A 14,165-nucleotide genomic window follows, 5' to 3' on the forward strand; every position below is an offset into this window, starting at 1 on the left:
GATCATTATAGAGAAGCTTATCCCACTAAATTTTAAGGAAACGATATTTTCTTTCAATACCGTCAAATGAATATAAGCATAAGTACACCTGCAAAAAGACTTGACAGAGCATTTACAAACTCATTATTTACTAGAGGAATCCCTTTCACTCTTTCTGTGTAATGTCCACAATGAAACGATGACTCTGTTCGAAGTCCACAAACCGGACACCTATACTCCAGTTGCATGAACGCACCCAGAAGTGTATCCAGGATGTTCCCTAAAAACCCAGAAAGGAGAAGGAGCAAAAAGAGAGATAGATCCATATCATTCACCATAATCAGTGAAGCAAGTGAAATAAGGGCAGCCCCTAAGACTGCCGCTACTGTACCTATGATGGAAACAGCACCGGACGTGCCTTTAGGTACTCTCCTGAATGATCTTACTGAAAACGGCATTTTATGACTAAGAGGGCCGATTTCAGAGGCCCATGTATCAGCATTTGCCCCAGCGATTGACGCAATGAAGGCTAGTGTCCAGACTTCGTTTCCCGTAATACTAAATAAAATGGCAAAGATGGCTGCAGGACCTCCGTTAGCCAATACCTGCTGCCAGTCCCTGATGGACGTTTTGGCTAAACGTTCTTCTATTCCTATCTTATTCTTCTTAAAAAGACGTGACCAAACACTTGATGACAGAAAGAATACGCCTAGTATAAACAGTCCCTCAAAGCCGTATGAATAGCCAATTGCAATGCCTATCATTATGGCCATTACAGCGCCTGAGGGACTTAAATTACTGGTTTTCCATCCTGCTGTGGCGATAGAGCAAATAAAAAGCAGAACAAAGAAATACTCAGCGGCCACAATCGATTCGTCCTTTTTCCGTCAGAATCGTTCCGACGGGTATGTCGAATGATTCGATCGGCAATGCCCCGACCATTTGCTCTTCAAAGGCAAGTGATATCGTAATACCTGAATAGGCTGAGAGTAGCCTGTCATAGTATCCCCCTCCGAATCCCAGACGATAGCCAGTTTCCGTATAAGCAAGACCTGGAACAATCATCAATTCAATAACGTCATTATTTACAGCGGTTGACTTGATGGGATCTGGTTCATATAAATCAAAATAGGATTGTTCGAGCTGATGGAAATCACGAAGCTCATAGAATACTAATTCACGTTTTTTTGGAAAACACTTCGGAACAACTACCGTTTTCCCTTCCTCCCAGCCACGCTTGATGATATTCCACGTATTGACTTCCGGAGGCTTTGAAATGGTCACCGCGACGGTGTCGCTCTTTTTCCACTCAGGAGATTCAAAAAGTAATTGTTCTATTCTAAAACATTTTTGTTGAAACGTTATATGATCGATTAATTTTAATGATTGAAGCTGAAGATTCCGTAGTTCTTTTTTAGACATAATATCCCTCCATGCTTACTATACAGATATTATTTTAATGGATTCTCTATGTAAAAGCGATGTTGTAACCGTTTTGAGCATAAAAAAAAGCAGCGGATAAAATCCGGCTGCTTATTTCGTTTCGCGGTGAAGAGTCACACGCTTTAATTTCGGGCAATATTTTTTTAGCTCTAGACGGTCTGGGTTGTTACGCTTGTTCTTAGTAGTAATATAGTTACGCTCACCAGTTTCTGTGCAAGCTAAAGTAATGTTTACACGCATTATTATTTCCCTCCAAACATATACATCTTCTACTATTCATACGACTTTTCTATAATATCACTTTTCTTTTGGAAATGCTAGTCCGTTTTTTATTCTATCGCTTAAATTTGAAACCTCTTCTTCCATTGCCCCTTCAATGGCATATACTTTGCCTTGTTTCACTTCAAAAGGCTTGAATGAAAAGTCTAACATATAGACCATCATATTGAGGCCATTGGTGATCGGATAGTAGTAAAGGCTTCCATTATTTAAGGATCTTTTCCATAGCTGCAAACCTTTCAGATTAAGAGGATAGATGGATTTCTTAACAGACGCAGCGCAGGAAACAATGTTGGTGATGGCAACAAGCTTACCACTGTAATTCCAGAACGTATCCTTCGATAGTGACAGAACCCCAACCCCATCTTCCTTACAAGCCAACCATTCAATTAAAAAGAAAACCTTAAGGTGCCTGCTTTCTTTCGTGGTATTTTCCATTTCGAATGCAAAGGATTCTCCCCATCCTTCCAACCCTTCGTTAATGTTTACACTTATACCGGTAAGGGAGGTTAATTTCTCTGAATAAAGGGGTACATATTCATTATTCCTGCACCAGGCTATTCCTTGGATATGGAACTTTTCATTCGGATTGTCCTTCATTAGCCTCTACACCTTTTGCCAGATTTTTATTTTCATTCCATAATATCTGGCAAGCTCCCTTGCCAGATTTCGTCTGTCAGCCTTGGAATAAATGATGAATCCTCTTTTCGGATCACTAATGATTTTCGTTCGTCCTCCATCTCTATGATCGAAAACAACTTCTTTCTGACTGGAGGAAGAAGGAACGGTTTCCAGTAATTTAGCCAGTACGAATGGTTTCTTTCCATTTGGACACGCTACTTGGAGCCTGGTGATAAACGGCTCCATAAAGTCTTTGGAGTGGTGAAAGCCTTTTTTTATGGAGGGTGGGGCGTACTGACCCTTCATGAGATCATCACGTGCGCTTTTATATTCTTCAGGGTTTCCAATATCTCTCCAATAGGCATTCGTTTTAAATACATAGACTTCCTCATTATTTAAAAGCAGCTGAGGAATGAAATCCTGGCTGAAATCCCTCGCTCCTAAGTGGGCATAACGATCAAGCAGCCGTGGATCTAACATATATACCCCTGTGTTCACTTCATTTCCTACCCACTCTTCCGGCTTTTCAATAAAATCAACCAATTTACGATTTTCGTCTGTATGACAAATCCCATACTCTTTTGGGTTCACTACTTCTTTTGAGACGACGGTCATAACCGCTCTTTTCTCATAATGGAATTCAATGACTTTATCAATTGGAATATTAGTGAATGCATCTCCACTTAACACTAAAAACGGTTCACGCAGCCTGTGCCTGGCGAGAAAGATCCCTCCTGCTGTTCCAAGCGGCTTTTTTTCATCCAGATAGGTAATGTTCACATTGAACCGTTTTCCATCGCCAAAATACTCTTTAATCGTTTCACTTTTATAACAGGTTGTGATTAGAATATCTTTAATTCCATAGGACCTGAGGAGGTTAATGCTGTATTCAAGAATTGGCTTATTCAGAATCGGAACCATTGGCTTTGCAATCGACATTGTATAGGGTCTTAATCGCTTGCCTTCTCCACCTGCCAATATCACGGCCTTCATCTTTTTATGCCTTCTACTTTTGATTGTAGAAGTACATCATCGTACACGTGGATGGTTTGATCCGCGATTCGATCCCAGCTAAACATGGATTGGGCCATTTTGAAACCGAGATTTCCTAGCTGTTCCGATTTTAAGGGATTTTCAATTAATGAGACCAATTGTGTATAAAGACTTTGTTCATGATTGGGCTCAAATAATAAGCCGGTTTGCTCATGTTTCACGATTGATTTCAGTCCTCCCGTATTTGATGCCACCACCCCTTTACGGAAAGCCATTGCTTCCAGTGCAACAATGCCGAATGGCTCGTAAAGGCTTGGAAAGATCACGGCTAAACAATTCTTCAAATAGTCATTCCGCTCCCTATCGGAAATGTATCCGATGAAAGACACACAGTCACTCAATTCTTCTTGGTCTACCACTTGACGATAGTGCTCTAGCATTGGACCTTTCCCAGCTATGATAAATGAGATAGTAAATCCTTCTCTCTTTAACTGTGAGGCTACGCGGATAATCGTGTCGAATCCTTTTTCATGAACCATCCGTCCGATTGAAAAGAAATACGGAGTGGAGCGCTGTTCAAAGCTATAAGGAGAAGATTGATCGAGTTTCTCCAATTCCACACCATTTGGTATCACCGCGATTGGAGCTTCGATGGTAAATAAGCTCTTGATTTCCTCTTTCATATGCTCGCTGCACACGATAAGATGGTCCGATGCACCAATAAGAAGCTGCTCTTCCCGGTGAATCTTGTGTTGCAAATCGGTATAAATCCCCTGATTACGTCCATGTTCCGTAGCATGAATGGTTGTGATGAGCGGAACCCTATAATACTCTTTCAATTTCATCGCTGAAGTGGACACAATCCAATCATGGGCATGAATATGAGTGATTCTTTCATCTTCCATCAGATCATGAGCGTAATGAATGAACGCCTGATTTAAATCAAATACCCACTTAAAGAAATCTTCTTCATATGGATGTAATGGGTGTACACGGTGAATCGTAACCCCTTCCATTTTCTCAAGTGACAGGGCATCATTTGCTTTGGTCGTAAGAACGTGTACCTGTTTCCCTTTTTTCACAAGATTATTAGCCAGATCATACACATGCCTCGAGAGTCCCCCCACAATATTCGGAGGATATTCCCATGAGAGAAGGAGAACAGAATCCTGTTTCTCCTCCTTTTCTTCTGCATTCCCTGCGAAGAGCTTTTCAAGGATTTCATCAGACGGAAAGGGAACGACCCTTTTGCGATGAAGGAATAAATGTTCATCCTTCTGCCCTTCCAGTATCAAATCAAGTAAGCTGTCAAAGTGAACAGACGTCAAGCCATTTTGAATATTCAAACCTTCGAGGCTTGCTACCCATTCCCTCAGCAGTTGATGTGTCCACTCTGTCGGTTCTGCCGATGAATACAGATTGTCAAGTTTCTCTTCCATACGATGGACCATTCGAATATTCTTCATGGCCGTGTCAGATAGAATCGGGGTTTGCTTCTCCATTCCAAGATATCCAAAACCTACTCTGGAAAGAGCAGTAGAAGATTCCATCTTCTCCTCTAATGAGTGTGTGAACTCTTTGGTATTTAATTCAGCGTAGCTTTCTCTATTCTCTATGAAAACAATCGAGAGGGAATGACCGTTCTCTTCCAATGCTCCTATTCTGCCCTCTGAAACCGGTATTAATTTTAAGCCCCTTGGTGTTCTGATTACACCGCTGTCACGTTCTTTTTCACTATGTTCATACGAATAGGAGGAGATAAATGTGTATTCGATTCCTTGCTTAGTAAGGTATAAGTCAATACCCGGTACATACGCTGCCTGTGGTAACCAAAAAACCTTTGGAATCATTTGAAAATACTGCTTATACAACAATGTACTCATTCGAACCTGAGATTCGATCGCTCTCGGGGTCCTGTAGTGAGTCAATGGGAATGAGCTTACCGTCGTAGGGATCACAGTGGCTTTGCCTTCAACCACCAGAGTCTTGTAGGCTTGTACGAAATTCATGTCATGGGTTGACCATTGAGAATAAATCAGCTGCCATTTACTCTTTTCATGCGGCTCGGCTTGCAGAAGGTTGGCTTGAATGATTGAATGGGCTTTCTCTTTAAACTCTTCACTCATAAAAAGTGAAAAGAGGGTAGGGTTCACCACAACAGGTATTGGGGATGCTTCATTTCGTTGAAGGAGATCTAACAGTGCACTATTTTCGATAAGTATAGAAGTGAGAAGATCTTCCCGTTCGTTACATTGTGAAAAAGTCAGTTCGTTAAATTGTGGATATATAATCACTGCCGACGGTCCTTTCATGCCTTTTCCTCCTGATTCATTACATAATACGAATAGGTGCTCACATGCTCCACCCATTTCGGCTCTTTAATTAATCCTTGCTCATATTCAAATAACTCTTTCATACTATGATACTCCTGATGATGGGACGTTCTTGGGGTGTGGAGTACATTGGAACGAGTGAATGCAACAAAGTCACCGGACGGTAAGCGCAATCCAATTTCCATACAGTAGCTTCTGTTTTCCTTTAGACCATTTACAAACCAATCACTCTCCGTATGGGGAACATATGAATCTGTGTATGTGTGGTGATTATGTCCGTTAAAGGAAATCGATGTAATATCATACAAACGAAGGACAAAAGGTTGAGGGTCATGATTCATTTTAAAATGACTTTTTACTTGGCGAATCCATTCTTGAGTAATGTTCCAATAGCAATAGATTCGGGATGACGTTGAGAACATCATCGATAACTCAGTGGCACGCGGATTTTTTGCACGGCGCTTAGGCATCTTCCTTCCAAAAGAAGCTCTCCCTACACGCTTTTTCGGCGTTGTCGGCTCCATCACTTCTACCTGGGCAACCTCACTTCCAGATGAACTTTCAAGAGCCTTCTGATACTTCACCCACTGATATTGAACTTTCCCGACGGTGGTATTCAGCTCTTTGGCAATTTTCCTGAATGATACTCCTTGTTCTTTTAACCGAATGATTTCTGTGATCAAAACAATTCCTCCTAAAGAGTAACCAAATATTATATAATTTCAATCTAAAAATTATGACAATTATCTATGAATTCATCGTAACACCCTATTCAAAAACCTACAATAAACGCATTTTGTCGTATCTTGTTAAACGTGGTGATAATGGGGTTTATCATGCATTTTTTTTGCAAATTATTATGCTGAAATGATAATAAAGCGATTACATTTTTAGAACGACAAGATTCTTTCATAATTGCCCAATGGAATTCGACAAAATATTGGTTAAATCCACAAATTTATCCTTCCATCTTATAGAGATAAGCCACTATCTATGCTATAACTAAAGAAGAATAATACTGCATGAGGTGATTTAGTGGATTTACTATTCATCGGATTAGTAAGTTTCTCAATCCTATTACTAGTCATTTCGTTTTTCCAACGGGATAGGTATCGAGATATTGAAAAAGATATGGAAGAATTATCAATTAATTTCCTTCAGGAACATTATCAGTTAAAGAAAAGAATACGGGTACTGGAAGAAGAGCTGATGGTGGATGGCGATGCCCCTTTCAAAAGGGCAACCCCTGCCAGGAAACCCATTCACGAGGTTGTAAAAAACCAAGTCATTGCATTATACCAACAAGGAATACCTGTCGAACAAATCGCAAAGCAATCTGCACTTTCTAAATCTGAAGTCCAGCAAATTATTTCGAAGCTATAATATAAGATTCATTCATACTTCATTCAAGAAATCGAACAATCATAAAAAAAGCTGCCCTGGTTATGGGCAGCTTTTTTCATCTGAAGACTATTCATTCAAGTCGTAACGACGACCTTTCACAAGATAGAACACACCTTCTGCAATGTTTGTTGAATGATCCGCAGCTCTTTCAAGGTATCTGCAAATGAAAGAGAGCTGAGTAATCTGAGCCGTGAATTCAGGTTTTTCTTTATTGAGTGTCAGAAGCTCTACAATCGTTTCACCATATAAGTCATCAACTTTATCATCCATATCAGCAATTCTCTTCGCTTTCGCCACATCTTCCTCGACAAACGACTCCAATGTGAGCTGAATCATTTCAGATGTTAATGCGTGCATTTCCTTAATATGATGAATCGGTTTGATCAGAGGTTCATTCCCAATACGAATCGTTGATTTCGCTACATTTACAGCGAAATCTGCGATTCTTTCCAAGTCTGAAGCGATTTTGATTGCTACAATGATTCTTCTTAAATCTGTTGCGACCGGCTGTTGTTTAGCTATTGTCAGAATGGCTAAATCATTGATTTCCTCTTCCAGATCATCGGCTTTTTGGTCACCTTCGATAATGGCAAGTGCCGTATCAACATCCTTCTCTTCCAAAGCCACAATACTTCTTTCAAGTGCAATCTTTGCAATATTCCCCAAGTCCATTAGTTTGGTTTGAAGTTCTTTTAAATTCGCATCAAATTGTCCTCTTACTGCCATGATTATGCCCCTTCCTATTTCAACACTTTAGCTTCTCAATAGTAGGAATTAAACACCTATTGGTATTTATCCTTCTTTGAATGTGAATTATCCGAAACGACCAGAAATATAGTCTTCTGTACGCTTATCAGATGGAGTAGAGAAGATTTTATCGGTTTTGTCAAATTCAACTACTTCCCCGTTCAGGAAGAAGGCTGTGCGATCAGAAATACGTGCAGCCTGTTGCATATTATGGGTAACAATAATAATACTGTATTCTGATTTCAACTCTTGAACAAGTTCTTCAATCTTTAATGTAGAAATCGGATCAAGAGCAGAAGTAGGTTCATCCATTAGAATGACATCCGGCTCAATAGCAAGACATCTTGCTATACAAATACGCTGCTGCTGTCCACCCGATAATCCATATGCATTTTGATTCAGACGATCTTTCACTTCATCCCAAATCGCTGCTCCCCTTAAGCTTTTTTCAACAATTTCATCCAGAACTTTTTTGTTTTTAATTCCGTGGATTCGTGGACCATATGCTATGTTGTCATAAATCGACTTCGGGAACGGATTAGGTTTTTGGAAGACCATTCCTACCTTGGTTCTTAATTCCTCAACTCGGTAATTACGATCAAAAATATTACGCTCACGATAAAGGATATCACCTGATGTTTTTACACTTGGGATCAGCTCGATCATACGATTCAGTGTTTTAATATAAGTGGATTTACCACAGCCTGATGGACCAATGATTGCCGTCACTTCATTTTCCATAATATCTAAATCAATATTTTTTAACGCATGATTTGTACCGTACCATAAGTTTAGCTGCTTTGTTTGATATACAGGCTCTTTTCCCACTGAACTTTTGCTCGTACCTCTTTTATTGTTGTTCACCATTGTTGTTTCCATATTTGAAAGCCTCCTTCATCCATTAAAACCAAATTAATAAGCGAAATTAATATCTCTTTTGAAACTTATTACGAATCAGCACTGCGATCGAGTTCATGAGTAACAGTAAACCTAACAGGATGATAATTCCTGCAGCTGCCACATCATGGAAATCTGCTTGTGGACGTTTTGTCCAATCATAGATTTGCATTGGAAGTGCCGTAAATGTATCCAGGACGGAACCTGGTGTGAATAATAAGATCGTTGGTACACCGATAACAACAAGGGGGGCAGTTTCTCCGATTGCACGGGAAAACGCTAATATGCTCCCTGTCAATATTCCCGGTATTGCGGCTGGTAAAACGACTCTAGTAATGGTCTGCCATTTTGTAGCTCCCATACCATAAGATGCGTCCCTTAACTCTCTTGGTACTGAACGAATCGCTTCTTGTGCGGCAACAATGATAACTGGCAATATTAACAAACTCATGGTCAACCCTGCTGCCAAAACACTTTGACCAAGTGCAAAGGCACGGGCAAAAATCGTTAAACCTAAGAGACCAAACACAACAGAAGGAACCCCTGCAAGGTTTGATATATTTACTTTGATAAACTTATTGACTTTGTTTTGTTTAGCATATTCTTCTAAATAAATGGCCGTTCCCACTGCTATTATGAACGAAACTACAACAACTACGCACATCAGCCAAATCGTTCCTATAAAAGCAGCATAGATTCCTGCTTTTTCAGGGAACCTTGATCCCACACTTTGTAAAAACTGCAGATCCAAGTAACCAATTCCTTGAGTGAATACCCGATATAATAATACACTTAACACGACCAAGCCAAATAATGTTGCCAGGAAGAAAAGCCCTTTAAAGACACTATTCACCATTAGCCTTGAAGACATCTTTTTTAAGACATTTTCATGATTGATATACTTCATGATTAATACTCCTCTCTGAATCGCTTAGAGATGTATTGGGCAAGCAGGTTCATACCAAGCGTGAATAAGAATAAAGTGAAACCTACTGCATAAATACTATAATAAATCGTCGTTCCATACCCTGCATCTCCTGTACTTACTTGAACGATATACGCCGTCATCGTTTGGATGGAGTCAGTAACATTCCAGGACAGATTCGGAGAAGCGCCAGCAGCAACCGTTACAATCATGGTCTCTCCAATTGCACGGGAAATGGCAAGAACAATGGATGCCACGATCCCTGATACGGCCGCTGGTAAAACAACCTTTAGTGCAACTTCTAACTTAGTTGCCCCTAATGCCTGTGCACCTTCACGAATGGAATTTGGAACAGACGACATCGCGTCTTCAGATAGAGAAGCAATCATGGGAATAATCATGATCCCAACTACAATTCCAGGACTCAATGCATTAAATATACTTAACGCAGGTATAAATGACTTCAATAAAGGAGTAACAAATGTTAGAGCAAAGAATCCAAATACAATCGTTGGAATCCCGGCTAACACTTCCAATATCGGTTTGATGAATCTTCTTGAACGATCCGTTGCATACTCACTCAAATAAATGGCTGAAGCAAGTCCTATAGGCACTGCCACTACTACTGCAATCCCGGTAATCTTCAGTGTACCTGAGATCAAAGGAAGAATCCCATAGCTCGGATTTTGAATAGAAAAAGGAAACCATTCCGTTCCTGTTATGAAATCAAATACAGATACTCTCGAAAAGAACGTAAATGTTTCAAATATAAGCGTAAATACGATACCGATCGTGGTTAATACTGAAACCCCTGCTATTGCAAATAAGATCCATGGTATTGACTTCTCGAATGATCGATTAAAGCCTTTTCCTCTTTTTTGTGCAATCATCTCTGCAACAGAATATGATGATTCTTTTGAATTTGAAGCCATAAAATGCAAACCCCTTTCATCCACATGACAAGATGAGAAGCAAGTATTAGTCGCTTCTCATCTGTTTTTTTGACTTTACCAACGATACTTGATTATTTAAGACCCTCTAAGGCATCTTTAGCTTCCTTGATCTTCTCTTCCGGAAGACTCACATAGCCAACCGCTTCTGCCATTTCAGCAGAGTTATCAAGGGTGAATTTCATGAAATCATATACAGCTTCATTGTCTTTAACAGAAGCGTTTTTAGCATATACGAACAATGGACGTGATAGTGGAGTATATTCCCCGCTCTCGATTGTTTCGTTATTCGGCTCGACACCATCAATTTTCACTGCTTTAAGTTGATCCTTATTTGCAAGGTAGTAAGCATATCCGAAGAATCCAATTGCGTTTTTGTCACCTGTTACACCTTGTACAAGAACGTTATCATCTTCAGAAAGCTGAATGTTTTGTTTAACCATATCTTTTTCTTCTAAAACTGCTTCATTGAAGTAATCATATGTGCCTGAGTCAGTACCAGGAGAATAGAATTTCACTTCTTCATCCGGCCATTCCGGATTGATGTCAGACCATTTCTTAGTCTTTCCATCTTCTAGCCAAAGCTTTTGAAGATCTTCAACTGTCATATCTTCTGCCCAGTCGTTTTCTTTGTTAACAACGATTGTAAGACCATCTTTAGCAACTTCGAATTCAGTGAAATCAATACCAGCTTCTTCTAGCTTTTGCTTTTCTTCGTCTTTTATTGGACGGGAAGCGTTTGAAAGATCAGTTTCACCTGCGATGAATTTTTCAAATCCACCACCAGAACCGGATACACCGATTGATACTTTTACATCAGGTTGTGTAGCTGCATACTCTTCGTTAACAGCTTCCATGATCGGAGCTACCGTTGATGAACCATCCATTTTTACGCTGCCGGATAGTTGTTCTTCTGAACCATTCTCTGCTCCACCTTGAGCACCACATGCTCCTAATACAAGAGCTGATCCGATCATTGCTGACATTGCCAGATACTTAAAGCTTTTCATTCCTAAATTCCCCCTAAGAAACTTGGTTGTTTTGTCCTACGAGTAATAGATTAATAGATGAGTGTTAATGAGGTTTTAACCGTTTGTAAAGGTTTTGTAAATTCGACATTTTTCTTCATTTCATCAGCTTTCCCATCCGCTTAAAACCCTCTAAACCCTTATTGAATATAGTGTTAGACAAGCTTTAATAAATTATGCATTTCTTTATATAATTGTTCCTGCTTTTTCCCCAGTCCCTTTTAATCCTAAGATCAGCATCCATGTTTCTTATGTTTAACATTCTTAGATGAATTCAAAAAAAGCTGATTTCCAGAAAGTCATTTCGTGGAAATCAGCTTAAGTCTGCTCAGTTATTCTGTTCTCTTTCCTCTTGCATTTGTTCTTCCGCCTCTTCGGCATTTTCTACTTTCTTATTAACAGAAGTCGGGTCCTTCACTTCTTCTGCACGTTTCTTCTTCAGTTCAAAGTACTTATCCATCACTCGTTTAGAGATGTATTTATTGACGTAAGGATCGGCTACTCCGCTTGCTTGAATATGAGAAGCAGGAACCATTGTGGCATAAGCCACTTCCGGGTTATCAAATGGGGCGTACCCGATGAGAGTCGTGTTGTAGTTCAGCTCTCCATCTACATACGTCTCAGCGGTACCTGATTTACCTGCAGCATTATACGGTGCATTCTTAAATTGATCATACGCCGTTCCATCAGGATAGTGGTACACCCGGTAGAAACCTTGTTGAACATGCTCGATTTGGGCTTGAGTCGCATCAATTCGATTCAACACATTCGTTTCTTTCTCAAACAGGATTGGCCCCAGGCTATCCAGATCGTTTGTCGGCTCTCTTATTTCTTTCATGATGTGTGGTTCCACACGATAACCATCATTTGCAATGGTTGAAATATACTGAGCTAATTGCATCGTTGTATACGTATCAAACTGCCCGATCGCTAAATCCAGTAAGAAACCAGGAGTGGTGTCTGTACCTGTAAGTCCGGAAGACTCACCAGGTAAGTCGATTCCTGTCGGCACACCCAATCCGAATTGGGCGAAGTGGTTCCGAAAGATGTCAAAGGCTTCCGGATTATTCACAATCGGCTCATTCGGAACATACTGACCTCCTGCAACTTTAAGGGCAACCTTCCACATGTATGAATTAGAAGACTTTTCCAGAGCGAATAAGTCAGACATGGGGATTCGCTGGTATTTATTGAACCATGAAGATTTCGGCTTTGTCCCTTTGATTTTTAATGGTTCGTCTATCAACACTTCTCCCGGTTTTAAATTCCCGGTCATATAACCAGTCAATACGGTAGCACCCTTTACCACAGACCCCACTTCATAAGAGGACGTAAAGGTTCCTAACGCAGCATCCCTCATCTCGTATTTACCAGTTTCTGAATTCTTTACATACTGCTTACCAGCCATTGCTAATATTTCTCCCGTATTGGGATCAATCATGACTACGTAAGCCCGATCGAGGTTTGGAGACTCACTACGATTCACTATCTGTTTTCGTAATTCTTCTTCAATAATCTTCTCAACTTCACGCTGTAACTCCATATCAATGGTAAGAACAATATCTTTTCCCCGTTGACCTTCTTGAACGAGTACGGACTCTAAGACACTTCCACCTTTAGTGACGTTTTTAATTTGTTCCTTTTGCCCTTGCAGGACATCTTCATATTCTAATTCTACATAGCTTTTTCCTACACGATCATTCCGGTTGTAGTCTTTCGCCAAATAAGAATCTACTAGATTCTCAGGTAAGCCTTCCCGTGAAGATGACACGTTTCCCAGAATGGTTCTTAACGTATCGTCAAATACGTAAGATCGCTTCCAGTCTGTTGTCGTATTGACGCCTGGAAGTTCACTGAGATGTTCACTGACGACAGCGAATTCTTCCGGTGTGACCCCTTCGTTCTTCACAATTTGTGGATTTAGAGCATAACCACTGGAAAACTCACGATAAATCGCAATGATCTCTAAGTCTTTTTCAGTCAATGTCGCCAGCTCTTTTTCGGTGATTCGGTCTAATCTCATTTGGTATACTTTCGCATTCACATCGTCTTCAGAGAGTTCTTCATTGTCTTGGAGCTTCTTAATTTCTTTGTCTGAAACCTTTGCGTCTGCTTTTTCTTTATTATTCAATATCCAATAATCTTTCTTGTCTCTTTCTGTAACTTCTTTCGTATCTTTTTCAATGTACTCAGAAAGCTTGGATGCAACTTCCATCATTTCATCGACCTTGGTATTGTTTGCCCGTGTATAAGTGATTGCATTTAAAGGAACATTATCGACAATCACATTCCCATATCGATCGTACATTTTCCCCCGTGGCACGCCTGTATTGACGACAACATCCTCTGTTCTTTCTACTTCTTTCTTGTAGCTTTCTCCGTTCACGATTTGAACGAGTCCCAGTCTAAGAACAAGAAGAGAAAATAATAAGAACACGGCAAAAAACAGCAGATTCATCCGAACGGGAACATGCGTCTTCCTTTTTCTCTTATTTCTTTTCAATCGTTCCAACCCTTCCTCTATGTAAAAATTTCTTTATTTCGTTACCATCCCATCTTATTTTAT

14 protein-coding genes are annotated in these 14,165 nt (G+C 40.1%); 1 reads left to right on the plus strand and 13 read right to left on the minus strand.

The window, feature by feature from the left end; translation table 11 throughout:
* Positions 1–62: 62 nt before the first annotated feature.
* The 7 genes from AAEM60_RS15245 to AAEM60_RS15275 form a co-directional block, all read right to left on the minus strand.
* Positions 63–845 carry a DUF92 domain-containing protein gene (locus AAEM60_RS15245; RefSeq protein WP_299738414.1) on the minus strand — a complete coding sequence of 261 codons (783 nt, stop codon included), beginning with the start codon at positions 843–845 and terminating at the stop codon, positions 63–65.
* The gene (locus AAEM60_RS15250; RefSeq protein WP_341356593.1) at positions 835–1,401 is read right to left on the minus strand and encodes a 5-formyltetrahydrofolate cyclo-ligase; all 567 of its coding nucleotides are present in this window, start codon (positions 1,399–1,401) and stop codon (positions 835–837) included. The genes AAEM60_RS15245 and AAEM60_RS15250 overlap by 11 nt, the downstream gene beginning before the upstream one ends.
* Before the next feature lie 111 nt (positions 1,402–1,512).
* Positions 1,513–1,662: a 50S ribosomal protein L33 gene (gene rpmG / locus AAEM60_RS15255; protein ID WP_064091498.1), complete on the minus strand. Its 150-nt coding sequence runs from the start codon at positions 1,660–1,662 to the stop codon at positions 1,513–1,515.
* Positions 1,663–1,719: 57 nt separating this feature from the next.
* Positions 1,720–2,301: a hypothetical protein gene (locus AAEM60_RS15260; RefSeq protein WP_341356594.1), complete on the minus strand. Its 582-nt coding sequence runs from the start codon at positions 2,299–2,301 to the stop codon at positions 1,720–1,722.
* 6 nt (positions 2,302–2,307) lie between these two features.
* The gene (locus AAEM60_RS15265) at positions 2,308–3,315 is read right to left on the minus strand and encodes a nucleotidyltransferase family protein (protein ID WP_299738424.1); all 1,008 of its coding nucleotides are present in this window, start codon (positions 3,313–3,315) and stop codon (positions 2,308–2,310) included.
* Positions 3,312–5,627, minus strand: coding sequence for a glycosyltransferase (locus AAEM60_RS15270; RefSeq protein WP_299738425.1), 2,316 nt, complete (start codon positions 5,625–5,627; stop codon positions 3,312–3,314). The genes AAEM60_RS15265 and AAEM60_RS15270 overlap by 4 nt, the downstream gene beginning before the upstream one ends.
* Entirely contained in the window at positions 5,624–6,331 is a 708-nt protein-coding gene (locus tag AAEM60_RS15275) for a DUF4912 domain-containing protein (RefSeq protein WP_299738426.1), read from the minus strand. Before AAEM60_RS15275 ends, AAEM60_RS15270 begins: the two co-directional genes overlap by 4 nt.
* Before the next feature lie 352 nt (positions 6,332–6,683).
* Between AAEM60_RS15275 and AAEM60_RS15280 the strand changes: the two genes are divergently transcribed.
* Positions 6,684–7,031 (plus strand): helix-turn-helix domain-containing protein, encoded by a 348-nt coding sequence (locus tag AAEM60_RS15280; RefSeq protein ID WP_299738427.1) that lies wholly within the window; start codon positions 6,684–6,686, stop codon positions 7,029–7,031.
* A gap of 87 nt (positions 7,032–7,118) precedes the next feature.
* Here the strand turns inward: AAEM60_RS15280 and phoU are convergent, their stop codons facing one another.
* From phoU to AAEM60_RS15310, 6 genes are all read right to left on the minus strand, one after another.
* A complete protein-coding gene (gene phoU / locus AAEM60_RS15285; RefSeq protein ID WP_299738428.1) occupies positions 7,119–7,778 on the minus strand; it encodes a phosphate signaling complex protein PhoU in 660 nt (219 codons plus the stop codon).
* Between the two features lie 87 nt (positions 7,779–7,865).
* Complete coding sequence (pstB, locus tag AAEM60_RS15290; RefSeq protein WP_299738429.1) at positions 7,866–8,678, minus strand: phosphate ABC transporter ATP-binding protein PstB; 813 nt, start codon at positions 8,676–8,678, stop codon at positions 7,866–7,868.
* Between the two features lie 46 nt (positions 8,679–8,724).
* Entirely contained in the window at positions 8,725–9,603 is an 879-nt protein-coding gene (gene pstA, locus AAEM60_RS15295; protein ID WP_299738430.1) for a phosphate ABC transporter permease PstA, read from the minus strand.
* A gap of 2 nt (positions 9,604–9,605) precedes the next feature.
* Positions 9,606–10,553, minus strand: coding sequence for a phosphate ABC transporter permease subunit PstC (gene pstC / locus AAEM60_RS15300; RefSeq protein ID WP_341356597.1), 948 nt, complete (start codon positions 10,551–10,553; stop codon positions 9,606–9,608).
* Between the two features lie 92 nt (positions 10,554–10,645).
* Positions 10,646–11,581 (minus strand): PstS family phosphate ABC transporter substrate-binding protein, encoded by a 936-nt coding sequence (locus AAEM60_RS15305; RefSeq protein WP_299738432.1) that lies wholly within the window; start codon positions 11,579–11,581, stop codon positions 10,646–10,648.
* 346 nt (positions 11,582–11,927) lie between these two features.
* Positions 11,928–14,102: a penicillin-binding protein 2 gene (locus tag AAEM60_RS15310; protein WP_341356598.1), complete on the minus strand. Its 2,175-nt coding sequence runs from the start codon at positions 14,100–14,102 to the stop codon at positions 11,928–11,930.
* Positions 14,103–14,165 lie beyond the last annotated feature (63 nt).

The organism is Rossellomorea sp. y25 (assembly GCF_038049935.1).
Lineage (GTDB): Bacteria > Bacillota > Bacilli > Bacillales > Bacillaceae_B > Rossellomorea.

What these genes read in the sequence shown, in the direction of transcription:
- AAEM60_RS15250 (WP_341356593.1), bottom strand. Translation starts at nt 1,401, where the DNA reads ATGTCTAAAAAAGAACTACGGAATCTTCAGCTTCAATCATTAAAATTA.
- rpmG (WP_064091498.1), bottom strand. Translation starts at nt 1,662, where the DNA reads ATGCGTGTAAACATTACTTTAGCTTGCACAGAAACTGGTGAGCGTAAC.
- AAEM60_RS15260 (WP_341356594.1), bottom strand. Translation starts at nt 2,301, where the DNA reads ATGAAGGACAATCCGAATGAAAAGTTCCATATCCAAGGAATAGCCTGG.
- AAEM60_RS15265 (WP_299738424.1), bottom strand. Translation starts at nt 3,315, where the DNA reads ATGAAGGCCGTGATATTGGCAGGTGGAGAAGGCAAGCGATTAAGACCC.
- AAEM60_RS15270 (WP_299738425.1), bottom strand. Translation starts at nt 5,627, where the DNA reads ATGAAAGGACCGTCGGCAGTGATTATATATCCACAATTTAACGAACTG.
- phoU (WP_299738428.1), bottom strand. Translation starts at nt 7,778, where the DNA reads ATGGCAGTAAGAGGACAATTTGATGCGAATTTAAAAGAACTTCAAACC.
- pstB (WP_299738429.1), bottom strand. Translation starts at nt 8,678, where the DNA reads ATGGAAACAACAATGGTGAACAACAATAAAAGAGGTACGAGCAAAAGT.
- pstA (WP_299738430.1), bottom strand. Translation starts at nt 9,603, where the DNA reads ATGAAGTATATCAATCATGAAAATGTCTTAAAAAAGATGTCTTCAAGG.
- pstC (WP_341356597.1), bottom strand. Translation starts at nt 10,553, where the DNA reads ATGGCTTCAAATTCAAAAGAATCATCATATTCTGTTGCAGAGATGATT.
- AAEM60_RS15305 (WP_299738432.1), bottom strand. Translation starts at nt 11,581, where the DNA reads ATGAAAAGCTTTAAGTATCTGGCAATGTCAGCAATGATCGGATCAGCT.